We start from the raw sequence: 23,291 nt of genomic DNA on the forward strand, positions 1-23,291 counted from the left end.
TCAGATCAATCTGTGGGACCAGGGGGCCGGCCATCCGGCGCCAGACTGGGGATTGCCGCAAACGCAGCCTTTCCCACCCCAGCCAACACCGCGTCGTTCTGCGGCGTATGCACCCGCCCGCAGACCACGTTGCGGTAGTGCCGTTGCAACGGGTTTGTGCGGGAGAGGCCAGGATTGCCGGCGGCTTCGATGGCCAGTTCCACTGCGCGGATGGCGTTGCCGGTGACCAGGTATTTGATCTGCCCCGCGTGCGCTGGGGCGGTCAGGCCCTGGGCGGCTGCGTCAAGCAGGGAGCGGTTGGCGAACAGCAAGGTATCGATCTGCCCGACCACTTCCTGGAACCGCGGCAGTGTGGACAGCGGCGCGCCCAGGTTGCTCGGCGCGCGGTCTTGCAGAAACGCCACCAGCCAGTCCCGCGCTGCCTGCGCGATGGCGTCGTAGACGGAGGACAACAGCACCGCCATCCATAGTAGGCCAGTGGCATCCAGCTCCGATTGCGGCGCGCTCCATGGGCTTACACTCACCGCATGGTCCAGGGGCACCAGCACGTCTTCCAATACGATTTCGTGGCTGCAGGTGGCGCGCATGCCGTGGTGGTCCCAGGCGTCGACAATGGTTACGCCCGGGCTGGCCTTGGGCACCAGCCAGGCGCCGACGAGGGGATCGTCGTCATCGCTGCGTGCCCATACGCTCAGCCAGGTCAGCCCGTGGCTGCCGGTGGAGTACAGCTTGCGGCCGCTGATACGCCAGCCTTCGGGCGTACGCCGGGCAACGGTTGCCGGCAGGCCACCCCGGGCGGGCGTGCCCAGGTCAGGCTCTACCCGCAGCGCATTGATCAGCGCCCCTTGCTGCACGGCCTCGGTTGCCACCCGCGTACGCAAATGCGCCGGCCAGCTGGTGCTGTCTTGCAGGCGCGTGTGTTGCAAGTACTGCATCACCAGAATCAGCGCCGTGGAAGGCTCGCCCCTGGCCACGGCAGTGATTACCTGACGCGCCTGGCTCAGGCTTGCGCCCCCACCGCCCAGTGCGGCGGGCACGGTCAGGCCGAGCAGGCCATGGCGGTGCAGCAGCGCGAAATTGGCGTGAGGGAAGTTGCCGCTTTCGTCGTAGGCCGCAGCCGTGGCGGCGAGCGCCGTGGTAAGGCGTTCAAGGCGGGAGGCGAACGCCTCGGGGGTTTCTGTTTCGGGTGCCTCAGCGACCCGAAGGGCGACGGGCTGGCTCAAGCGTCGGCCTCCTCGAGCACTGGCGCAACAGTGTGTTCGGCCACCGCGTAACGGTTCACCGGCACCTGCAGGCCGAAATGTTCGCGCAGGGTGCTGCCACTGTATTCGCTGCGATGCAGCCCACGTTGCTGGAGCACGGGCACCACCAGTTCGGTGAAGTATTGGAGGCCGTCCGGCAGCAGCGAGTTGATGATGAACCCGTCGCTGGCACCTTGCTCGAACCATTGCTGGATCTGGTCGGCGACCTGTTCGGGCGTGCCGACGAAGTCCCGGCGCGGGCGGGAGAAATGCAGTGCCACTTCACGCAGCGTGAGCTTCTGCTCCCGGGCCAGTTGCTTGATCCGGTCCGAGCCGCCTTTCTGGCTGTTGGAGCCCAGGTCGCCGAGCTCGGGGAAGGGCGCATCCAGTGGGTACTGGCTGAAGTCATGGTCATTGAAGGGGCGGCCCAAAGCGACAATGGCATCCTCGATGCTCACCAGGTCCACGGCCTGCTGATAGCGCGATTGCACCTCCGCTTCGGTGCGGCCAACGATCGGGCGAATGCCCGCCAGGATGGACAGGTCGTCCGGGTTGCGGCCAAAGCCACGGGCGCGTTTTTTGAGGTCGGCGTAATAGGCCTGCGCGTCTTCCAGGGATTCGGCATGCACGAAGATCGCGTCGGAATATTCCGCGGCGAAGTTGCGCCCGTCCTCGGAGGTGCCGGCCTGGAACAGCACCGGCTGGCCCTGACGGGAGCGGGAGATGTTCAGCGGGCCTTTTACTTGGAAGAACTCGCCCTTGTGGTCGAGGGCGTGCAGTTTGCGCCGGTCGAAGAACTCGCCGGTGGCCTTGTTGCGCACAAGCGCATCATCCTCCCAGGAATCCCACAGGCCCTTCACCACCGACACATGCTCCTTGGCGATGCGGTAGCGCACGGCATGGGGCGGGTGCTCGGCCTTGCTGAAGTTTTCGGCGGTGCCGCTCAGCCACGAGGTGACTACGTTCCAGCCGGCGCGGCCGCCGCTGATGTGGTCCAGCGAGGCGAACTGCCGTGCCACCTGGAAGGGCTCGGTGTAACTCACGGTCACGGTGGCGACCAGGCCGATGTGTGAGGTGGTGGCGGCCAGCGCGGACAGAATGGTCAGCGGCTCGAAACGGTTGAGGTAGTGGGGGCTGGATTTTTCATGGATGTGCAGGCTATCGGCGATGAACACGAAGTCGAATTTCGCCGCTTCCGCCAGCGCCGCCTGGCCTTTGTACCAGTTGAAATTGACGCTGGCGTCGGCCTGGGCATTCGGGTGGCGCCATTCGCCCCAGCCGTGGCCAACGCCGTGGACCATGGCGCCGAGTTTGAGTTGGCGTGTGCTCATAGGTGTTCTCCCGGCAGCCTGCGGGGGTAGGTAAGCGGGCTGCCTGTATCGTAAGGTGTCCTCCGCCTGGAAAGGGGTCGGCTGGTGGTGTTCAGATCACATGAAAGCCATGGGTGCCGTCGCGGGCCAGTTGCTCGACCAGGCCGAATTCCCAATCCAGGTACGCCTGCATGGCTTCGCGAGGCGCCTCGGTACCTTCATAGGGGCGGCGGTAGCGGTCGATACGCAGGGAGGCCAGGCGGGTTTCGCCGTGCTCCAGTTCAAGGCCGGCCTTCGCCCAGGCCGCATTGCCGCCGTCCAGCACGAACACCGGCTTGCCGGTCAGGGCTTCCACTTCGCTTACGGCCAGCCGCGCCAACCGGCTGCTGCCGCAGGTAAGTACGTAGCGCTCGGCGGCGGGGATCCTCTTCAGCGCTGCAGCAAGGTCGGCGCGCAGCACCCACCAGGCGCCGGGAATGTGCTGCTTCACGTAGTTGGCGCTGGTGGTGAAGTCCAGTACCTGCAGGTCAGTGTGGCTTTGCCATTCGGCCAACGTGGTGGGGCTGATGGCTTCCGCCTGGGGCGGTACGGGGCCAGGCGCGTGCCAGTCGCCGGTTTCGCTGAAGTCGATGGCGGCAAGGCCATCGACCACGTACACCTCCCAGCCCAGTTGCGCGAGCCACGAGGCGGACATGTTCGCGCGCACGCCGTCGTCGTCCACCAAGGCGATTCGCGCGCCACGTACGCTGGCGTAGTGGTCGGTTTCCTGCACCAGTTGCCCGCCCGGTGTAGAACGGGCACCCGGCACATGGCCGGCGGCGAATTCTTCGGGGGTGCGTACATCGAACAGGTAACTGGTACGTGCCGCGTCCGCCTGCCACCGAGCGAGATCTTCCCGATTGGCGCGCTTCACGCCCGCCTTGTCAGCTACGTGACGGGCATCCGACGCCGCCTGGAACCGCGTGCCGTCGGTGACGTCGGTGAACCGCTTGCTCTGGCCATGCTCCAGCTGCTGGCCAGCCAGCAACCAGCCGATGGTGCCATTGCGCAAGGCCGCTACCGGGTTGGGAATGCCCGCGTTTACCAGCGACTGGGTACCGATGATGCTGCGGGTGCGGCCGGCGCAGTTGACGATGATCCGGGTGTTCGGGCTGGGTGCGAGTTCACGGGCACGCAACACCAGTTCGGCGCCGGGCACACTCACGCCGGTGGGAATGCTCATGGTCTGGTATTCGTCGAAGCAGCGGGCGTCCAGCACCACCACGTCGGCCTTGGCCTCAAGCAGCGCGCGCACTTCTTCGGCGGGAAGTGAGGGCGTATGCCGGTGATGTTCCACCAGCTCGCCGAAGGCCTTGCTGGGCACGTTCACGTCGATGAACAGCTCTCCGCCAGCATCGCGCCAGCCTTGCAGGCCATTCTCCAACAGCTTTACATCGGTGTACCCCAGCGCTTCCAGCCGCTCGGCTGCCAGCGCCGCCAGCCCCTCGCCGTTATCGTAGAGGGTAACCGCCGCGGTTTTTCGCGGGATGCGCGACAGCACTTCCAGTTCAAGCTTGGACAATGGAATGTTGGCGGCGAACAGCGGATGGCCTTCGGCGAAAGGGGCTTCTTCGCGCACGTCCACCAGGGCCACTTCCTCGTGGGCGAGGAGGGCGCGGCGGATGTCGTCGTAGGTGCGGGTGGCAGCACTGGTCATTGGGTGGGGTTCTCTTTGGACAGGTCCCAGATGTTGGGGAGGTAGGCGTTGCTGTAGCCGGAGATGAACAACTTCTCGCTGCCGTCGGGTTGGTACACCGCGCGGCGCACTGCGCCAATGTTGGCGCCATACACGTGGATGCTCACCGATACCTGATCGCTGAAGGCATTGCTCACCTGATGGATATCATTGCGGCGTGGCGACAGGGCTTCCACGTCACCGGGGTTCAAACGCACCGGGGCACCTTCCGGTTGCAGGCGACCATCGGGGCCACGGGCAAAGCTCTGGGAGTCTTCGGCACCGCGGAGCATGCCGATCAGGCCCCACACGCGATGGTCGTGGATCGGCGTGCGCTGGCCCGGGCCCCACACAAAGCTCACCACCGAGAACCGCTGGCGCGCGTCGGCGTGCAACAGAAATTGCTGGTAGCGCTCGGGGTTGGGCTGGGCGAACTCATCGGGTAGCCAGTCGTCATGCTGCACCAGCTGGCCCAGCAGCTTGCCGCCACGGGGCAGCAGATCGCCTTCGCGCGGGTCACTTTCAAGGGTTTCGGCCAGGGCGCCGATAAACTCGCGCAGGCGTTCAGGGTGGGTGATCTGGCTCATGAGCGGGGGTCCGGTAGGGCGCTGACATGGGCCAATCTAAGCATATTGAGGCCGTTTAATATGCTATTTTTTAATGATTAGGTTATAACCGAATGTGCAGGCGGGCCGTCAGGCAATGGCGAGCAATCAAACCGTCAGCTTACGGCTGAATTTCGTCTCCATCACGATATGGGATGCGGTGTGCGCCACGCCCTTGATCATATTGATGCGGATGAGCTCGGCGTTGAGTTCGCTCAAGGTGGTGGTGGCCAGGTGGATGATGAAATCCGATTCCCCGGACACCGCGTACACGGCCTGCACCGCCTCGATCTTGCGCAGGGTGATCATCACATCGGTGTAGCTCTTGTTCGTGCAGGAGGTCATGGTGAAGCAGTTGATGGTGGGCTGTACCCGGTCCTGGTCGATGCGAACGCTGTAGCCGGTGATCACCCCGGCCCTTTCCAGGCGCTGGATGCGTTCCTGAACCGCCGACCTGGACACGCCCAACTTGCGTGCCAGGGAGGCAGTGGGCTCGCGGGCATTGGCTTGCAGCAGCGCGAGCAATTGCCGGTCCTTGTCGGTGAGGTTGAACAGTGTGCCAGCCGTAGGTGCATCCATGAACGCTTCCTTGAGCGAATTGGATCGGGGTCTAGCGGGTCACGCGCGGCGCGAGCGCGTTTCCTGGAAGCTGTCCATCAGCTTCAGGCCCGTATACACCAGCTGCGCCGCCGCCGGGCCCAGGGGGCCGCCATTCCACTGCAGGCCGTAGGCCTCGAACAGCCGATAGCGGTCTGTTTCGCCACAGATGGCCTCGGCCACTACTCGCCCGCCAACGGGTGCGGTGTTCATACCATGGCCTCCGAAGGAGGTACAAGCCCACAGGCCGTTCCCCATCGGGCCGATGTGCGGCATCTTGTGGCGTGCATAGCCCATCAGGCCGGACCAGGCTTTGGCGATTCTCAGGCCCTGCAACTGCGGGTACACGTCGAGAATGTCGGCGGTCAGCAGCGCGCCCAGGCGCTGTTCATCCTGCAGGTTGTGGGTGGTGATGTGCCCGCCCCAGAGCAAGCGGTCTCCCTCGACAATGCGGTAGTAGTCCGCTGCGCGGCGATAGTCGCCTACCGCGTCAGTAGTCCTTACGGCTTTATGCAAGCGGTCGCCCAGCGGCTCGGTAAGTACCACATAGGTGGCGATCGGCAGGAAGGCGCGGCGCAGCTTGCCGAATTCAGGGCCGCCATAACCCCCGCAGCAGTACACCACGTGCTCGCACTCCACTGCGCCTTGGCCAGTGACCACCCGGTGCCCCGCGCCATGGCGGTCTACCCGGATCATGGGCGATTGTTCATGAATCCGCCCACCCTGGCGCTCGATCAGCTCGGCCAGGCCCAGGCAGTAATTGAGCGGATGAAAATGAAACCCGTGGGTATCGCGCGCACCCTGGAAGTAGCGCTCGGTATTCAGCCGCTCACGCACCGCCTGGCGGTCCAGGTACTCCAGGGGGAAGTCGAACTCGGTGGTCATCCGCTCGCACAGGCGCTTGAGGTTATCGCCATCGTCGTAGCGCATCACCCCCAGCTTGCCCGTGGTGGGCGCGCAGCCCGGCAACCCGTGGCTGGCGATCATCTGGCGTACGGTATCGACCCCCTCGAGTGAAAGCCTGAACAACGCTGCCGCCTTCGCTGTGCCACAGCGGCGTTCGATGGCCGGGAGCGCCTCGGAATACCCCTGCAGCACGAAGCCCCCGTTGCGCCCGGAGGCGCCCCAGGCCACCCGCGCCGCTTCCACGAGCACCACGGATTTGCCACGCCCCAGCAGCTCCCAGGCGGTGCTCAGCCCGGCCAGGCCCCCGCCGACAATGCACACGTCGGCCTGAACCGTGCCTCGCAGCGCAGGCCGCTGGGCGGCAGGGCGCATGGTGCCGGTGTAGTAGTTGTTAATGTACGTGGACATCGAATACCTCATCCCTTTACAGGCGGGCTACTGCACCTTGGTCAGGTCAGCCCCGTACCACTTCTCCGATAGCCGCTTGAGCGTGCCGTCCGTTTTCATCTCGGTGACGATCCCGGCCAGTGCCTTGTCGAAGGCGTCGTCGCCCTTGTCCACGGCGATGGCCAACGGCTCATAGTAGGCGGGCTTGCCTTCGACTCTCGCGATCGGGTAGCCATTCTTGATCGCGGCCAGGATGGTGGGCAGCGCCGAGAGCGTGGCATTCAGGCGCACGCCATTGCCCATGCGCAGGTCGTCCAGCGGCCCCATGCTGTCGCCGTAGGTCTTGACCTCGCCGGGCTCCACGTCATAGCTGAACGCTGGCACGTCGGCCGCGTCGATCTTCAGCCGGCGGTTGATGTAATCCTCGGAGGTAGTGCCTGCCTCTACGCCGATGACCTTGCCGTTGAGGTCCGCAGTGGTCGCTCCCGCCGCGTCCTTGTGCACCGCGAACACGTAGGGGGTGTAGTAATAGATGGCTGGGAAATCCAGCACCCGGGCACGCTCGACTGTGGGGGTCATGGAGCCCACCGAGAGGTCCCAGCGGCTGGACCAGCGCCCGGCGGTGATGATGCCGTATTCGGGGGTGACGAAGGTGACCTGGGTGCCCAGCCGGCGGCCAATCTCATTGGCCACGTCAATGTCGAACCCCTGCAGTTTGTCATCGGGGCCCAGGAACGACTGGGGCGGCCAGTTGGCGGCCGTGGCCACTTTCATCACCTTTTCCTGATGGATGCGGTCCAGGGTCGCGCCGGCCCAGGCCGCGCTGGCGGCAAGGGTACAGGCACTGGCCAGGGCGGCAGCGGTGAACACGCGAGCGAACGAAGTCATGGGTAAGCCTCCAGGGGTTCTCGGGTTTGCGAGTGTTGTTCTTGTTGTGCGGTGGCTATTCAGGGGCCGCTGGCCCTCAGTGGTTGAGGATCTGCGACAGGAATTCCCGCGCCCTTGGATGGCGAGGGTTGTCGAAGAAATCGTCAGGGCTCGCCTGTTCGATGATGCTGCCCCGGTCCATGAAAATGATCCGGTTCGCTACCCGGCGGGCGAACCCCATTTCGTGGGTCACGCAGAGCATGGTGATCCCGTCGTGCGCCAGCTCGCCCATCACATCCAGCACTTCCTTGACCATTTCCGGGTCCAGCGCCGAGGTGGGCTCATCGAACAGCAAGATGCGGGGGCGCATGCACAACGCTCGGGCGATGGCGACCCGCTGCTGCTGACCGCCGGATAATTGCGCCGGAAACTTGTCCGCCTGCTCGCGGATGCGCACGCGCTCCAGGTACTCGTAGGCCAAAGCCTGCGCCTGAGCCTTGCTCAGCTTGCTCACCAGCCGTGGCCCGAGCATGAGGTTGTCCAGCACGGTCATGTGCGGGAACAGGTTGAACTGCTGGAACACCATGCCAACCTGCCGCCTCACTTTGGCCACGCAGGCACCGCTGCGGGTGAGCGGTGTGCCATTGATCACCACGGCGCCTTTCTGAAAATCCTCGAGCAGGTTCAGGCAGCGAATCAAGGTGGACTTGCCCGAACCCGAGGGGCCACAGACCACCACAATTTCGCCGCTCTGGATCTGCAGCTCGATGCCGTCCAGTACATGAAAGTCACCAAACCACTTGTGCAACCCCTGGATAGAAATCGCGGCCGGGGCCACGGGGGCTTGAGAAGCGAACGCCTGGTTCATGCCGTGCCCTCAGCGGTGTGCGCGGTTGAAGTGCTTTTCCAGGCGGGCCTGGACGGTTTCTAGCACGATCGACAGCAGCCAATAGAGCACGGCTGCGGTGATCAGCATTTCGAGGTGGCGAAACTCGGCGCGGCCTTGGGTGCGCGCCAGGAACATCAATTCCCATACCCCGATCACCGACACCAGCGAACTGTCCTTGAGCATGGAAATGAACTGGTTGCCCGTGGGTGGAATGATCAGGCGCATGGACTGCGGCAAGATTACCCGCGTCATGGTCTGGAAAGGCGTGAGGCCAATGGCCCGGGACGCTTCCCACTGGCCCCGGGAGATGCTGCTGATGCCCGCGCGAAAGATCTCGGTCATGTAGGCGCCATAACACAACGATAGTGCGAGTATCCCCGCCGGCACCGCGCTCACCACATAGCCGAGCTGCGGAATACCCAGGTAGATGAGGTAGATCTGGATCAGCAGGGGTACACCGCGAAAGAAGGAGGTATAGAAGCTGGCGATGGCAATGGCGAACCCGTTGGCGGACAACCGCGCCGTGGCGCCGAGCAGCGCCAGTACGAAGGCGATGGCAATGGAAATGGCTGACACGTAGACGGTAGTGAACACCCCTTGGGTGATCATGAAACCCACTTTGGTCGCGATAAAGCTGTAGGACAGGTTGAAGGTATCGAAGAACAGCAGAAACAACACCAGCAACTCGCACCACACGGTAACGATCTGCGCCCTGAGGGGAAAGCGGCCGAGAATGAACAGGTTGAGCACCAGCGTGACGGTAAAGGTGCCGGCGACAGCGATGTCCCGCGCCAGGGGTGCATTGAGGTCCAGCAGTATCGGCCCCATCAGCCTGGCCAGGCTGCTTTCGCCCAGGCCGGCGAACAAGGTCACGGCAAATATCACCACCGCGACCGTTCCCATGAACGCGGCGTTGTCGGTGGCACGTGCTTTAACGATATGGTCCTTGAACATGGCCTTCTCGCTTCGGGGGAACCCCTTTATTGTTATGGGCCCATTATGGGCGGGCGAAACGCCGGGAGGGAGCTTGCGGATTGATGGGCTTTAGGGTAAATGGCGGCAGTTGTAGGGGGAGCGCAGCGTATTTTTTGAGGTGCTACTAGCAGAATTGCATGGGGGCCCACGGTCCGGCCCACAAGCAGTCGTTAAGCGCTGCAATACTTGTCCCATAGCTTGTTCCGGAATCGATGCTCCGGGTCCTGTCACGTGTCCAAGTGCGATTAAACTGGGTTTATTTATGCAACATCCCGCGCCAGGCGGGTGCTGCCGGCCTGGTCCTGCATCTCGAGGATGCGCTGGTAGCTCGCCCAACTGGCGTTGTAAAAACGACGCAGGCGCAAGCGGTCCGCCAGCGCGGGATTCCGGCGTACCGCCGTCGACAACGCGGTTCGGATCAAGGCGACCTGTTCGGTACCCAGTGCCCGGGAGCCGATCAAGGGCAGCCCCGGAGCGGCCGCGGTCCAGCCCAGCGTACGCACCTGGCTCGCCAGTTCCGGCCATGCATCGACGGCGAGGGCCCAGGTTACCGGATCGATTGCCGCCACATCGGCGGTGCCCTCGCGTACATGGTCGATGCTCGCCACATGCCCGCCGCAAACATGTACGTCGGCGAAAAACACGCCGCCCTGGGCCAACGGCGCGATGCAGTGGCGCAAGGCGTTCATGCCGCTGTGGGAGTCTTCGCTGTTGATCACCGCTACTGCCCCGCGCAGGTCGGCCAGCGTACCGAAGCGGCTGTCGGCGCGCACGATCAAGCGGCTGCGGTACTGCGAGCGGCTGAAGCCCTCAACGCGGTAGGAGGGCAGTGCCAGCAAGCGCACCTGACGGTTCAGGCGGGTCATCAGGGGATAGCCGCACGTTTGCGATAGCAGCAGGTGGGGGTCAAGCCAGTGGGCGTCAATATGGGCGAAGTCCGGTTCGACGATGCGCACCGGCTCCCGCCAGCCCAGGTCGTGCAGTGCCTCGGTGAACATGCGCAGAAAGGCGGCGTTGGTGTTACGCAGGTCGGTGGTCACCCCGTACATCGGCAGAGCGACTTTCCAGGTGCCCATCAGGCGTTTTCCTCCACGACAGGGTGGGCAGGTGCGTCGACCGGGCGCCAGGCGTACTGGCGCAACAGTTGAAGATAGCCGCCCGGCAGATGGAAGTTGCCGTTGTGGCTGAGGAAGGTGGCGCGCTGGGCGCGATAGAACGCCGGCAGGGCATACCAGGGCACATCCGGGCGCGCGTGATGCACGGCGTGAAGGTTGTTGTTGAGAAATAACACGCGGGTGAACCAGCCGCCTTCATTGATCACCGTGCGCTCGGCCACCATGGGCTGGGCGCGGTGTTCGTAGAAGGAACGCACCGACGCCAGCGACAGCGCGGGCCAAGTCACGGCCAGCAGGTAATACCAGGCCGGGATGCCGGTGAAGCGCTGGATGCCATACAGCATGCCGACGCACAGCGTGCCGTGGCCCAGCCACATGAGGGCACGGCGCAAGTCGCCACGGGCGATAGCCCTCGACTCGCTCGCCAGCAGCGCCGCCACGCCCCAGGGCGGGCCAAGCAGCAGCCGGCCGAGAAAGGTCTTACGCGCGGTCAACAGGCGGCGCTTGAGTGGCCCGGCGTGATCCCAATGTGCCTGGGAGATGTAGGTGCTCTCCGGGTCGATATCGGGCAGGGTCAGGCTGCTGTCGGTGTGGTGCAGCAGATGCGAATCGCGGTACAGGGCATAGGGGTACCAGACCGACAGCGGCGCATAGCCGAACAGCGCGTTCACCCGCGCCGAGCGAGTGGGGTGGCCATGGATGAGTTCATGCTGCAACGACATGAACCAGGCGGCCCACACCGCCAGCAGCAACGTGGCCAGCGGCAAGTTCAACAGCTCTCGCTGATAGGCGACAAGGATGCCCAGCCAACCGCCATACACCGCGACGATCACGATCCAGGTGGGCCATTCGCCGGGGTACAGGCGGGAAGGGTGGGCTGGGCGTTGTGCTTGATGTTTGTAAGTCATGGTAGTGCTTCGTGGGATAGGCCGTGAGTCGATAGCGGCGTCGTCCCAGCGAGCAGGCCATCCGAGCTATTCGGCAGCGGCTCTGCAAAGAGCCGGAGGAGGGCGTGCTACGTACCGCAGGCTTAGATCATACGAGTCTGATTTTTTTCGTGCCTAGAATGAATGGGTATGGTGTTATTCCCAGGCCATGCCCGCGTTATTTGCGGGCGCTTACTGAAGGGCTCTCGTCGGCTGCCGATAATTTTTCTGCCTCGGCTACCCATCCCCCGCCGGTGGCCTTATACAGGTCGATCATTGAGGTAAACACTCTGCCTCGCGTACGGGTGTAACTCAGTTGAGCATCGAACAGGCTCCGTTCGGCATCCAGTACCTCGATATAGCTGGTGTAACCGTTGTCGTAGCGTAAGCGGGCGTATCGGGCGTAGGTGCTCAACGCTTCAACCTGACGAGCCTGGGATGCCATCTGCTCGCGGGATTTGCTGGAAGAGACAAGCGCGTTTTCCACATCGCTGAAAGAGGACTGAACCGCCTTCTGGTAGCTGAGCAGGGCTTGTTGCTGAACGGCTTCGGCTTGTTGGACCTGCCCGGCGATCCCGCCAGCCGTGAAGATCGGCAGGCTCGCGCCAACGCCATAGGACCACGTGGCAGCCGGCCCGGTGAACAGGTTGGAGAGCTGGCTACTCACCGAGCCCAGCACGCCGGTAAGGGAAATCGTTGGAAAGTACTGAGCCTTGGCCGCGCCGATCTGGGCATTCGCCGAGATCAGGTTCAATTCGGCCTGGCGCAGGTCCGGGCGCCGTTGCAGCAGGTCCGATGGTAAACCGGCAGGCACTGAAGGCAGCGTCAGTTGCGCTAGGTCCCGTCCTCGCAGCACGGGGCCTGGATTGCGCCCAAGCAGTAATGCCAGGGCGTTTTCCTGTTGTGCGACCAGAGGCTCGAGCTGGGCCACGGAAGCCTGGGTGCGCTCGTATTCGGACTGATTTTGCGCCAGTTCCATTTCTGAAATGGTCCCGGCGCCAAAGCGCAGTTTGAAAATTTCGTAGGAGTCGCGCCGCACGTTTGCGGTGGTACGGGCAATATCGAGTTCCCTATCGAGGTCGCGAAGGTTCACGTAACTGGAGGCCACCGACGACACCAGGCTAAGTATCACGCTACGGCGTCCTTCCTCCGATGCCAGCAAGTCAGCACGGGCGGATTCGTTCAAGCGCCTCAGGCGGCCCCAGATGTCGAGCTCCCAGTTCACGCTGAGAACGGCCTGGTAGTTTTTGTAAACCGGGTCTATGGAGGCGTCCAAGGGTACCGGGCCATTGCTTCTGGGGGCTCGGCTGCGCTGAGCCAGCCCGTCGAAGCCGGCCTGGGGAAACAGCAGCGAGCGAACCTCGCCATAGCGGCCCTGAAATTCTTCTACCCGTGCAGCAGCTATCTTGACGTCTTTGTTTTCCAGCAACGCGCTGCGAATCAGGTCGTTCAAGACAGGGTCCTGGAACTGCTCCCACCATTGCGTGTTGGATAAATCCTTTGCTTCGTATTCGGCATAACGGTAGCTCGCCGGGATTTCAATAGCCGGGTGCTGGTAGTCGGGGCCCACCGCACACCCGGGCAGGATCACACATAGCAGCAGGGCCGAAGGTTGGCGCATGTCACTCCTCCCTCGGCCGGTTCTCTACTGCCCCGTGAGGGAGCGGTGCAAAGCCGGTGCTCCGCTCCGACTGATCCGCCGTAGGCGCAACGTCTTTTTTCCCGAACATCCGCTCGGCCAGGTAGTAGAACATCGGGATGAAAAAGATCGCGATCGCCGTGGCGGCGAGCATCCCGCCGATAACCCCTGTGCCTATGGAGTGGCGGCTGTTCTCGGATGCCCCCACGGCGATGGCCAGCGGCACGCAGCCAAGGATGAACGCCAGGGACGTCATCACGATGGGCCGCAAGCGTTCCTTGGCCGCGACCATTGCAGCGTCATAGGCCGACATGCCGTTTTCCCTGTTGAGTACTGCAAACTCGAAGATCAAAATCGCGTTCTTCGCGGCCAGGGCTACCAGCATGGTCAAGCCGATCTGGAAGTAAACGTCATTGCTCAGGCCGCGGATAAGCACAGCGAGCAGCGCGCCAAACAATGCAAAGGGCACGGCGAGCAGCACGCCGACGGGGAGCGACCATTTTTCGTACTGCGCGGCCAGGATAAGGAACACCATCACCAGCCCAAAGAGAAAGACTTGGGAGGAAGCGCCTCCGCTCTTCTTCTCTTCGAACGCTTCGCCGCTCAACGCCAGTGAATAATCGTTGGTCATGATTTCAGCGCTGATTTCCTCCAGTGCCGCAAGCGCCTGGCCAGAACTGTAGCCAGGTGCGGGGTTGGCGGTGAGTTTCACGGCGGGGAAGTTATTGAAACGCGTAAGGAGGTCGGGGCCGGTAACGTAGCGGGTCGTCAGCAGCGCCTTGAGCGGCACCATCCCAAGGTTGGTGCTGCGCACGTAAATTTGCTGCAGGTCCTCAGCCTTGAGCCGATAGGCCGGCTCGGCCTGGAGAATAACCTGCCACAGCCGGCTGAACTTGTTGAACTGCGAAACATACAGGGACCCGAACATGGTCTGCATCGTGCTGTAGACCTCTTCCACCGGTACGCCAAGGCTTTCGGCTTTTTCCTTGTCTACATCGACCATCAGCTGGCGGGAGAAAACATTGAACGTTGAGGTTATCGCCCCAAGCTCCGGCCTTTCCTTGGCCTTCGCGATCAGCGTTTCCACCACTTCGGCCAGTTGATTGATGCCTGCGTCGCCCTTGCCTTGCACCCATACTTCCATGCCGCCCGTGGTACCCAAGCCAGGAATAGACGGGGGATTGACCGGCACGATCACGCCTTCTTGTACACTCGAGAACGCATGGCGCGCTTTTTCCATGACTGCGGGGGCGCTTTGCTGCGCAATAGTGTCCGAATCCTTGTAGCGCCCTTCGAAATCCTTGAATCCCACAAAAAACGCCGCCGCGTTGTTCTTGTTCTGGCCGTCGAGCAGGCTATAGCCATTGACGATGGCAACACCTTCGACAGCGGCGTCGTTCATGAAAAAGTCACTGGCAACCTTCCCGACCTGGCCAGTGCGATCAAGGCTTGCGGCATCAGGCATGATCACCGCGCCCAGCAGGTAGCCTTGGTCTTCGGGAGGCAGAAAAGCACTGGGTATGCGCTGGCCTATCAGCAGGATCAGCACAACCATCGCCGCAAACAGCAGAAGGGCCAGCACGAAACGCTTGATCATGAACGCCACGGCGCGGGAGTAGCCCTCGGTGAGGCGTTCGAAACTGCGTTCGAACCAACGAAAGAAAGTGTTCTTCTTGCCGTGCTGGGGCTTGAGCAACAGGGCAGCCAACGCCGGTGACAAGGTCAGGGCCACCAGCCCGGAGATGACCACCGAGATCGCGATGGTGATCGCGAACTGCTTGTAGAGCTGGCCGGTGATACCCCCCATGAATGCCACCGGGATGAACACCGCGCACAACACCAGCACAATCGCCACGACCGGGCCGGCCACCTCATCCATCGCGCGTTTGGCGGCGTCCTTTGGCGACATCTTGTGAACTTGCATGTTGCGCTCGACGTTCTCGACCACCACGATTGCGTCGTCCACTACGATGCCGATCGCCAGCACCATGCCAAACAGTGTCAGCATGTTCACCGAGAACCCTAACGCCGACATGCCTATAAACGTACCGACAATCGATACCGGCACCGCGATAACCGGAATCAGCGTGGCGCGCAGGCTCTGCAGGAACAGAAACACTACGATCACCACCAGCACCAACGCCTCGAAGAAGGTATGGATAACCTCGGAAATCGACGCGCGAGTGAACGCGGTCGTGTCCATCACCACCTTGTATTCGATGCCCTGGGGAAAGGTTGCCTTCATGTCCGCCAGGGTTTTCGTCACTGCAGCCGAGACGTCGAGGGCATTTGCACCTGGCTGCTGATACACCGCGATCAGCGTTGCCGGTTTGCCTTGATAGGTGCTGCGCAGCGAATAGTCTTTCTGCCCGAGCTCGGCACGGCCGACGTCCTTGAGCCGAACGAGGGCAACGCCATCGCTGCTGGCACGCAAGATAATGTTCTCGAATTCGGCAGGCTCGGTGAGCCGTCCTTTGGTAGTGACTGCGAATGACTGCTCGACGGCGGCGCCGGTGGGGGACTGCCCGACACGGCCGACCGCAAACTGCTGGTTCTGATTGGCCACTGCCTTTTGCACGTCAGCGGCGGTGATGCCCAACTGCGCCATGCGATCAGGCTTGAGCCAGATTCGCATCGCATAATCGGGCGTGCCGAAAATGCTGGCCTGATTGGCGCCAGGGATGCGCTTGATCGCGTCGAGAATGTAAAGGTTGGCGTAGTTTGCCACGTAGGTGCTGTCGTATCGGTCCCCGGCGGAATAGACCGCCAGCACCATCATGAACGCCGAGGATTTTTTCTGTACTTGAATGCCTTGGCTTTGGACAGCCGAGGGTAGTTGCGGCAAGGCCAGGTTCACGCGGTTCTGCACGTCCACCTGAGCCAGCGAAGGGTCGGTGCCTATCTCGAAGAACACATTGAGGGTCATGTTCCCTGTCGCCGAGCTCGACGAGTTCATGTAGATCATGTTGTCCGCGCCATTGACCTGCTGTTCGATCGGCGCTGCGACGTTATTGGCCACCACCTGCGCGTCGGCGCCTGGGTAGGTGGCGGCCACGGTAATCTGCGGCGGCGTGATGTCCGGGTATTGGGCAACCGGCAACTGGAGCATCGCCACCGCGCCCGCCAGCGTGATCACGATAGAAATAACCGAGGCAAATATCGGCCGCTCGATGCAGTAGTGGGAGATGCTCATTGGCGGCTTCCGCGGGCGACACCTGATGAATCGGCCTCCGCTGTCTGCGCAGGGGAAGTGGATGCAGCACCTGCGCCAGGTGCCTCGACGATATGGATCGGGCCTCCTGCGCTAACCCTCAGGGCACCGTCCACCACAATGCGTTCACCGGTTCGCAGGCCGTTACTGATAAACCAGTTATCACCCTGCCATTCGCCAACCTCCACAATCCGCTGCTCAGCCTTCCCCTGACCGTCAACGATCCACACAAAATGGCTTTTCGCGCCCTCCAGCACTGCCTTCTGCGGGACCAGAATGGCGTTCGGTCGGACGGCACCCTTGGCCAGCGCACGCACGAACTGGCCGGGCCGCAGCAGTCCCGCCGGATTGGCGAGCACCACCCTGACCATGAACGTGCCGGTTTCCTGGCTGAAGGAAGGCGCAAGGAAGTTAACCTTGCCTTTCTCAGGCGCCACCGTGCCGTCCGCGAGCACAACCTCTACGACAAAATCACTGCGGGCCGGGAATACCAGGCGTCCGGCTGCGATTTCATCGCGGTACTTGAGCGTTTCGTTTTCTGACAGGCTGAAATTGACGTAAATGGGGTCCATCTGTGAAACAGACGTCAGTAGCCCTGACTCCCCTGGCGTGACGTAACTGCCTTCCTGTTTTTTTGCATCGCTTGAGCGGCCACTGAGGGGGGAGGTGATGGTGGTGTAGCTGAGGTTGAGCTGTGCGCTTCGCACGGCGCCTTCGGCGGCAAGCACCGCGGCACGGGTCTCGCGTTCCGAGCCAACGGCATTGTCCAGGTCCATCTTGCTGACCGCGTTTTGCGCTGCCAGCGGACGTATGCGGGCAAGGGTAGCCTTGGCAACTTCATAGCGAGCCTGCTGCTGCGCCATTTGCCCTTGGGCCGAGGTCAAAGCGGCTTCGAAGGGCTTGCGGTCCATCTGGAACAGCGTCTGCCCAGCCTTTACAACGTCCCCCTCGGTGTATAGGCGACGGTCCAGAAAACCGGCAACGCGCGCGCGGATCTCCACCTCACGGGAACTCTGGGTCTGGGCAACGAATTCGAACGTTACCGGCGTATCGCGGGCGGTAACCGTCATCACGGTCACGTCGGGGGCGAGGCGGGTTGGGGGAGCGGGCTCCTTGCCACATCCGGCAAGAAGCGTCGATATTCCTATCAACAGGGCTAACGGCATGCCCGGATGAGCTCTGACAACGTTAGCCATCGAGTGAACCTCTACTGTCCGTAGATGTCATGCAGGACAGCGTAGTTACGATTCAGGCCAAGCACCTACCGTTAATCAGGTGTGTACAAATGCGGTGCCTTGTGCCGGGTCTATCACATTGTTCTGCCTATCTGGCAATCACCCCTTAAAGGGTTTCGGTACCGGCCCGAATAACAGACCCATGACTTGGTCCCTGCCCATGACGCGAACAAGCTCACGCATCAAGCAGTACATCAGAATCAAAATCAAAAGCAGAATTTGAATGGCCCAAAAATGCGGCCACACGATCTCTGAAAGCAGTTGATCGTTCGCTACGATCAAACCGCTAGCCGTTCGCCAGAAATCAAACAGACGCTCCAGGTAATGGAAACACGTCGCTAGCAGCGCATAGATCATCGTTTTCCACGCAACATTGTAAATCAGTGGTTTTTCCGGGTACCGGTTAATGAATGGCAGCAGATCGGCAACCAGCACCGCCTTGCCCAAAATCAGTGCCGACAGGGCTACTGACGCAGTCGTTTCCAGGGTAATGCCAGTGTTCTTGAGCATCAGCACACGAATGAAAGCGATGATATGCAGGGCGATAAAGAAAAAGACCGTAGGGGGAAGTATTGCTGCAATCTCTTCTTTGACTTTCGCGGATAATTGACTCATGACGTTCCCGTTGGTCCAGTTCCAAAATCATGATAACGCCCCCGTTACTGCTAACGAACAGAGGCCGAAGGCGGCGATTGTTGTGGCATTGCGAGGTGCAAACAGGCCGATTCGGTGGCTGGACGCCCCCAGCCTATCCGGCACGGCGCTGTATCGTCTGATCGGTTCAAGCTCATTGCCGGTGCCCTTCAGTTTTCGGATGGGAGAGGGCAACTGCCTTGGTTGAACTCGCTGATCATCGCCGCGATGTCTTGCACATTAGCCTGCTGCGCCGTGACCAGGTCATCGACCGATTCGCCGGCAGGCGATTGCACAATGCCTTGGCAGTTGAGCTCCGTGGTTGCGCCGTCAGCCAACCGCCTCGTGCGCAGGCGCCACTTCACGTCGAGCAACGCGTAACGGCCTGGCACCAGATCGAAACGTTGGACATCAACCCGCAGGGAGGTCTTGCTAGCCGGCGCGGGGTGTCGGTTAAGCTGGCCTACCAGCGCGCCTTGGAGCTCGTCGGCGAGGCTTGCACCCCACCAGTCGGTTTCCAGGATGGCCAGGCCATGAACACCCTGACGGACCACGATTTGGGTGCGATCGACCTGCGCGGGCACCGTCACACGTTCGATCAGCAGATTGCCGGTGGGCTGCACCGTCCGTAGAGGCCCCGACAGCAATGGCGTCAACGTGTGATAGTGCACCGGCGCGCTGCGACACCCTGCAAGGAGGAGGAGCGATGTGAACAACGCCACCAGGGAAGTGCGCATGCGGTCTCGCTCCATTGAACGTCAAGGCTGCTGATTTTCGAAAGGCGCGTTTTTCGCTCGGCCACGGATTGGCGACTCGGGGTGCCGGTTCAGGTATTCGGACAGTTCGCGTAGCGACCGGGAAGTGCGCCCCAATTCGTTGATTGCTTCGGTGAGCTGCTCACGCTGTGGTGAATCTTCGGAAAGCGCCGAGTTGGCGGTTTTCAACGTGTTACTGACGTCGGCCAAGGAGGTCTGCACCGCCGGCAAGGTTTTACCGCTGAACTGGTTGAGAACCCCGCTTAACCCGCTCAGGCTGCTATCGAGGTTGGCGGCGATGCGGTCCAGCGGCAGGCGAGCAATTTTCTCTACCACCGCCTGCACCTGCGCTTGCAACTGATCCAGGCTGCCCGCAATGGTGGGTAGCACCACAGGCCGGGCATTGATATCAAACGCTACTTTCTGGGCGTTCGGATAGAAATCCAGCGAGATGTAGAGTTGGCCGGTCAGCAGGTTGCCTGTACGTGCCTGGGCACGCAAGCCGTGCTCCACGAAGCTGCGGATGATATCAATGGACCCGCGTTCATCCGCGGGGTCATGGTTGAGCACCTGTAACATGCGGCTATGCGCCCGGCCCAGGCTTTGCGGGTAGATGGCGATGCCTACCATGATCGGAAACTTGTCGTTGCCTGGCTCGAAGTCGAGGTCTATTGAAACCACTTTACCAATCTGCAGCCCCTGGAACTCTACCGGCGCATTGATCTTCAGGCCTCGCAGTGCCTGGGTGAAGCGCAAACTCATGTATTGCGCCTTGCCCAGAGGCGGGGCCAAGGCGGTTTGCTCGTCTGCCAGCAGGTCGAAACGGGTCTGCTCCCCGGCCATGGGGCTTTGGCCGCCATAGTCCGGCGCGCGAAACGCAATGCCGCCTACCAACACGGAAGACAACGATTCGGTTTTCAGTGTGAAACCGTTGGCGCCCACCCCGATGTCGATGCCGCTGGCGTTCCAGAAGCGTGTGTTTTCAGTGACGTAGGCGTCGTTGGGCGCGTTGATGAATACGTCGATTTCCACGCCGTCACCGTCCTTGGCCAATGCATACGCCACCACCTGCCCTACAGGGATCTTGCGGTAGTACACCGGCGAGCCGATATCCAGCGAGCCCAGGTCTTTGGTACGCAACGTGAAACGCTTGCCGGGTTCGCCGTAGGTGAGCGGCGGCGGAACTTCAAGGCCTGTGAAATGTTTGACGCGGCGGTCGCCCGTGCCGACGTCGGCACCGATGAAATCACCAGAAAGCAACGTGTCGATGCCGGAAACGCCTCCGGCGCCAATACGTGGCCGGACCACCCAGAATCGTGAATCTTCCCGGGTGAAGTTCTCTGCGCGCTTGGCCAGCTTCACGGTGGCGATGACAGTCTTTTGGTCTTCGCTGAGCTCGACCTCCGACACGTGACCGATCACCACATTGCGGTATTTGACCTCGGTTTTTTCCGCCGTCAGGCCTTGCCCTGTCTTGAAGGTAAGGGTGATGACCGGCCCGGCTTGCAGGTGGTTGTGGACGAGCAGCGAAATACCTACCAGCAAGGCGATGATCGGTACGATCCACACCAGTGACACGCTCCAGCCCTTGGAGGTCTTGATCTCTCCGGGCGGGAGTGGGCCGGCGCCCTCACGCTTCATCGCTAGCCCCTCGGGCGTGGTATGCCTGCCAGATCAAGCGAGGGTCGAAGCTCATGGCTGCCAGCATGGTGAGTACCACCACCATGCCAAAGAATAAAATGCCTGCGCGCGGCTCGATAGTTCCCAAGGCCTGGAACTTGACCAGCGCCGCGACCAGAGCCACCACTACAACATCGAGCATGGACCAATAGCCCACCATTTCTACGAACCGGAACAATTTAGAGCGCTGGCGACACGCCCATTGGCTTCCTCGCTGAGCTGTTAAAAGAAGTAAGGTCAGCGCGCCGAACTTGATCCCTGGCACCCCAATACTTGCGATAAAGATGATCAGCGCAATATCCCAGGCGCCGGCCTCCCAGAACTCCAGCACTCCGCTGATGATGGTGCTGTCCGTGCCCTTGCCAAGCATGCTGGTGTTCATTACGGGCAGAAGATTGGCAGGAACGTAGAGCACTAGTGCGGCGATGAGATACGCCCAGGTGCGGTTCAACGAACGGGGTTTAAGACGGTGCAAGGGCGCGCCGCAGCGATTGCAACGGATAGGCTCGTTCCGCATGTCGCAGGCATGTCCACAACCATGGCACAGGCATAGTTGAAGGTCACTGGCTGTGGGCCGGGCGCTCACAAGGTTGCCCAAAGAACGCGCACGTCTTTTCCCGCGATCTTGATCATCAGCACGCTCAATGCGGCCAACGCCAGCAGGCCGATGCCAGGGATTACGTCCAGCAACCCCGCAAGCTTGACCACTGCAACCAAAGCACCAAGCAGGCAGACTTCCAGCATGCTCCAGGGCCTGAGTGATTCCAACGCGCGCATGCAGAGCTGGAATGCAGGTGACCGCCTGCCGGCGAGGGCAAAGGTTATAACCCATATCAACAACAGCACCTGGATCACCGGCGCCACAATGATCGCAATGGCGGCGATCAGCGCGATGAACGTGATCGGCCCGTCGCTAAGTGCCAGCACCGAATCCCACAACGTGGCGGCGTTGTGCAAACCTTTCAGATTGATGCTGATTATCGGGAAGAAATTGGCAAGCGCGAGCAATATGCCTGCGGTCAGGCATAGCGCGAGGCGTTGTTCCAGCGTGATGCGGACGGGCCGCTGAATGACCGCGCCACAACACTGGCATATGGCTTTCTGATGCTTTTTGAGCCGTGCGCTGCCATAGACCGAGTCGCAGTATTCGCAAATGATCAGCGGGTAAAAATCCGTCATGGGATTCACCTTGTGAGCAAAGGAACCTTGCCTGAGCTGCCTGTGAATATAGGAGTGCTGGCAAATTAGGCAAGGTGTTCTCGGTTCGGAACGTAAATCTGGGCAAATTTCTTAAACAGGTTAATTTCTTGCCAATTTCACGGCGTCAAGCTATTCGTGGGAAAGTGGTGGCACTTTGGTAAAGAGTCGGGTATGCCTTGAGCATGTCTCTGTAATCAATTAACCGTTACACTGACTGAGATCGCCCACTCCATGAATTGCCAATCTTAACTTGACTCTTTTTTTTATCGAAAGTAGTTGGCGTACCACTAACAACAAGGGAAGTAAGGGCGCGATACCAACGGAAGTTACAAACATTCCGCTGAAGCTGTTCAGGCCGTATGCAAGTTCATCCGCACGGTTTATCGCAGCCGGCCTTGACTTGCTGCCTGTGATTATGCTTTTTACCTATCTTATCTGCCCTCTACCATGTGTACTAAGAATGAAAACCGATGACATCGATGCCTTTGTCGCCGTGGTGCGTTGCCAGTCCATCAGCCAGGCCGCCGATTCCCTCGCGCTTACCCAGCCGGCGATCACCCGTCGGGTGCAAAACCTTGAACACGCCCTGGGCGTGGAGCTGTTCGACCGCAACACCAAGCCGCTGAAGCCCACCGCCATTGGCGTGCAGGTGTACCAGAAGTGCCTGGCCATCCTGCGTGAAATGGACGGCCTGCGCGACCTGGTCGCTCTGGATACACCCCCCAGCGGTGTACTGCGCCTGGGTGTGCCGCAAACCATCGGCGACATCGTGCTGCTCAATGCGCTCAAGCACCTGCGCGGGCAGTTCCCGGACCTGCGCGCACAAGTGGTCACCGGCTGGGGCGGGAACCTGGTGAGCAAGATCGAGCGCGGCGAGCTGGACGCTGCTGCCGCGCTGTTCCCGGCGGGCAAGGTATTTCCGGAAAACATCGTCGGCGAATCCATCGGCAAGCTGGAACTGGTAGGTGTGTGCGCCAAGGCGGACCTTCCGAAAAAGCCGATCAAGCTTGCCGATTGCTACGAGCGCGGCTGGGTGTTGAACCCCGACGGCTGCGGCTTCCGCGCCGGGCTGCAACGCACCCTGGCCGACCAGGGCCTTAGCCTGAAGGTGAACCTGGAAACCTTCGGCACCGAGCTGCAGCTGGGGCTTGTGGCCGATGGTATGGGCCTGGGCCTGGTACCGCGACCACTGCTCGAACGCAGCGCGCATTACGAAAACCTGGCGGTATTGCCGTTGAAGGACTTCAAGCCAGTAATGGATTTGTGGCTGATCTACCCGCGGTTCCTCGGTAACTTGCAAGCGGCGGTTAATGCCTTCGGGGAATGGGTGGCCCAGTCGTTGAAGCAGGAGCGGGATGCGGCGTAGGGGTTAACGCAGCTCCACAACTGTGGGCGGTGGGCACTGG

20 protein-coding genes are annotated in these 23,291 nt (G+C 61.5%); 1 reads left to right on the forward strand and 19 read right to left on the reverse strand.

Going from position 1 to position 23,291, the window contains the following annotated elements; all coding sequences use genetic code 11:
- Positions 1 to 5 precede the first annotated feature (5 nt).
- The 19 genes from AC3Z8Y_RS10125 to AC3Z8Y_RS10215 all read right to left on the reverse strand — a co-directional run bounded on the left by AC3Z8Y_RS10125 (position 6) and on the right by AC3Z8Y_RS10215 (position 21,864).
- Entirely contained in the window at positions 6 to 1,223 is a 1,218-nt protein-coding gene (locus tag AC3Z8Y_RS10125; protein ID WP_490089564.1) for an acyl-CoA dehydrogenase family protein, read from the reverse strand.
- On the reverse strand, positions 1,220 to 2,572 hold the full coding sequence (locus AC3Z8Y_RS10130) for an LLM class flavin-dependent oxidoreductase (RefSeq protein WP_490089565.1): 1,353 nt from the start codon (positions 2,570 to 2,572) through the stop codon (positions 1,220 to 1,222). The genes AC3Z8Y_RS10125 and AC3Z8Y_RS10130 overlap by 4 nt, the downstream gene beginning before the upstream one ends.
- 91 nt (positions 2,573 to 2,663) lie before the next feature.
- Complete coding sequence (locus AC3Z8Y_RS10135) at positions 2,664 to 4,247, reverse strand: rhodanese homology domain-containing protein (protein WP_490089566.1); 1,584 nt, start codon at positions 4,245 to 4,247, stop codon at positions 2,664 to 2,666.
- Positions 4,244 to 4,852, reverse strand: a complete 609-nt coding sequence (locus AC3Z8Y_RS10140) for a cysteine dioxygenase family protein (protein WP_490089567.1) — start codon at positions 4,850 to 4,852, stop codon at positions 4,244 to 4,246. Before AC3Z8Y_RS10140 ends, AC3Z8Y_RS10135 begins: the two co-directional genes overlap by 4 nt.
- A gap of 126 nt (positions 4,853 to 4,978) precedes the next feature.
- Positions 4,979 to 5,449, reverse strand: coding sequence for an Lrp/AsnC family transcriptional regulator (locus AC3Z8Y_RS10145; protein ID WP_490089568.1), 471 nt, complete (start codon positions 5,447 to 5,449; stop codon positions 4,979 to 4,981).
- A gap of 39 nt (positions 5,450 to 5,488) precedes the next feature.
- Positions 5,489 to 6,781: an NAD(P)/FAD-dependent oxidoreductase gene (locus tag AC3Z8Y_RS10150; RefSeq protein ID WP_490089569.1), complete on the reverse strand. Its 1,293-nt coding sequence runs from the start codon at positions 6,779 to 6,781 to the stop codon at positions 5,489 to 5,491.
- Positions 6,782 to 6,808: 27 nt separating this feature from the next.
- Complete coding sequence (locus AC3Z8Y_RS10155; protein ID WP_490089570.1) at positions 6,809 to 7,648, reverse strand: transporter substrate-binding domain-containing protein; 840 nt, start codon at positions 7,646 to 7,648, stop codon at positions 6,809 to 6,811.
- Positions 7,649 to 7,724: 76 nt separating this feature from the next.
- Positions 7,725 to 8,495, reverse strand: a complete 771-nt coding sequence (locus tag AC3Z8Y_RS10160) for an amino acid ABC transporter ATP-binding protein (RefSeq protein ID WP_490089571.1) — start codon at positions 8,493 to 8,495, stop codon at positions 7,725 to 7,727.
- Between the two features lie 9 nt (positions 8,496 to 8,504).
- Positions 8,505 to 9,470 carry an amino acid ABC transporter permease gene (locus tag AC3Z8Y_RS10165; protein ID WP_490089572.1) on the reverse strand — a complete coding sequence of 322 codons (966 nt, stop codon included), beginning with the start codon at positions 9,468 to 9,470 and terminating at the stop codon, positions 8,505 to 8,507.
- 281 nt (positions 9,471 to 9,751) lie between these two features.
- Positions 9,752 to 10,567 (reverse strand): phosphate/phosphite/phosphonate ABC transporter substrate-binding protein, encoded by an 816-nt coding sequence (locus AC3Z8Y_RS10170; protein WP_490089573.1) that lies wholly within the window; start codon positions 10,565 to 10,567, stop codon positions 9,752 to 9,754.
- The gene (locus AC3Z8Y_RS10175) at positions 10,567 to 11,514 is read right to left on the reverse strand and encodes a fatty acid desaturase (RefSeq protein ID WP_490089574.1); all 948 of its coding nucleotides are present in this window, start codon (positions 11,512 to 11,514) and stop codon (positions 10,567 to 10,569) included. The genes AC3Z8Y_RS10170 and AC3Z8Y_RS10175 overlap by 1 nt, the downstream gene beginning before the upstream one ends.
- A 196-nt stretch (positions 11,515 to 11,710) precedes the next feature.
- Positions 11,711 to 13,153, reverse strand: a complete 1,443-nt coding sequence (locus tag AC3Z8Y_RS10180) for an efflux transporter outer membrane subunit (protein ID WP_490089575.1) — start codon at positions 13,151 to 13,153, stop codon at positions 11,711 to 11,713.
- Between the two features lies 1 nt (position 13,154).
- Positions 13,155 to 16,364, reverse strand: coding sequence for an efflux RND transporter permease subunit (locus tag AC3Z8Y_RS10185; protein ID WP_490089576.1), 3,210 nt, complete (start codon positions 16,362 to 16,364; stop codon positions 13,155 to 13,157).
- A complete protein-coding gene (locus AC3Z8Y_RS10190) occupies positions 16,361 to 17,452 on the reverse strand; it encodes an efflux RND transporter periplasmic adaptor subunit (protein ID WP_490089577.1) in 1,092 nt (363 codons plus the stop codon). The genes AC3Z8Y_RS10185 and AC3Z8Y_RS10190 overlap by 4 nt, the downstream gene beginning before the upstream one ends.
- A 264-nt stretch (positions 17,453 to 17,716) precedes the next feature.
- A complete protein-coding gene (locus AC3Z8Y_RS10195; protein ID WP_490089578.1) occupies positions 17,717 to 18,232 on the reverse strand; it encodes a hypothetical protein in 516 nt (171 codons plus the stop codon).
- Between the two features lie 188 nt (positions 18,233 to 18,420).
- Positions 18,421 to 18,987, reverse strand: coding sequence for a PqiC family protein (locus AC3Z8Y_RS10200; RefSeq protein ID WP_490089579.1), 567 nt, complete (start codon positions 18,985 to 18,987; stop codon positions 18,421 to 18,423).
- Positions 18,988 to 19,008: 21 nt separating this feature from the next.
- Positions 19,009 to 20,646, reverse strand: coding sequence for a PqiB family protein (locus AC3Z8Y_RS10205; RefSeq protein ID WP_490089580.1), 1,638 nt, complete (start codon positions 20,644 to 20,646; stop codon positions 19,009 to 19,011).
- Positions 20,636 to 21,271: a paraquat-inducible protein A gene (locus tag AC3Z8Y_RS10210; RefSeq protein ID WP_490089971.1), complete on the reverse strand. Its 636-nt coding sequence runs from the start codon at positions 21,269 to 21,271 to the stop codon at positions 20,636 to 20,638. The genes AC3Z8Y_RS10205 and AC3Z8Y_RS10210 overlap by 11 nt, the downstream gene beginning before the upstream one ends.
- On the reverse strand, positions 21,268 to 21,864 hold the full coding sequence (locus tag AC3Z8Y_RS10215; RefSeq protein ID WP_490089581.1) for a paraquat-inducible protein A: 597 nt from the start codon (positions 21,862 to 21,864) through the stop codon (positions 21,268 to 21,270). Before AC3Z8Y_RS10215 ends, AC3Z8Y_RS10210 begins: the two co-directional genes overlap by 4 nt.
- A 481-nt stretch (positions 21,865 to 22,345) precedes the next feature.
- On the opposite strand from AC3Z8Y_RS10215, the gene AC3Z8Y_RS10220 reads away from it, so the two are divergent.
- Positions 22,346 to 23,251, forward strand: a complete 906-nt coding sequence (locus AC3Z8Y_RS10220; protein WP_490089582.1) for a LysR family transcriptional regulator — start codon at positions 22,346 to 22,348, stop codon at positions 23,249 to 23,251.
- Positions 23,252 to 23,291 lie beyond the last annotated feature (40 nt).

The sequence above is a fragment of the Pseudomonas sp. 3MAES_34.3B genome, from assembly GCF_058145875.1.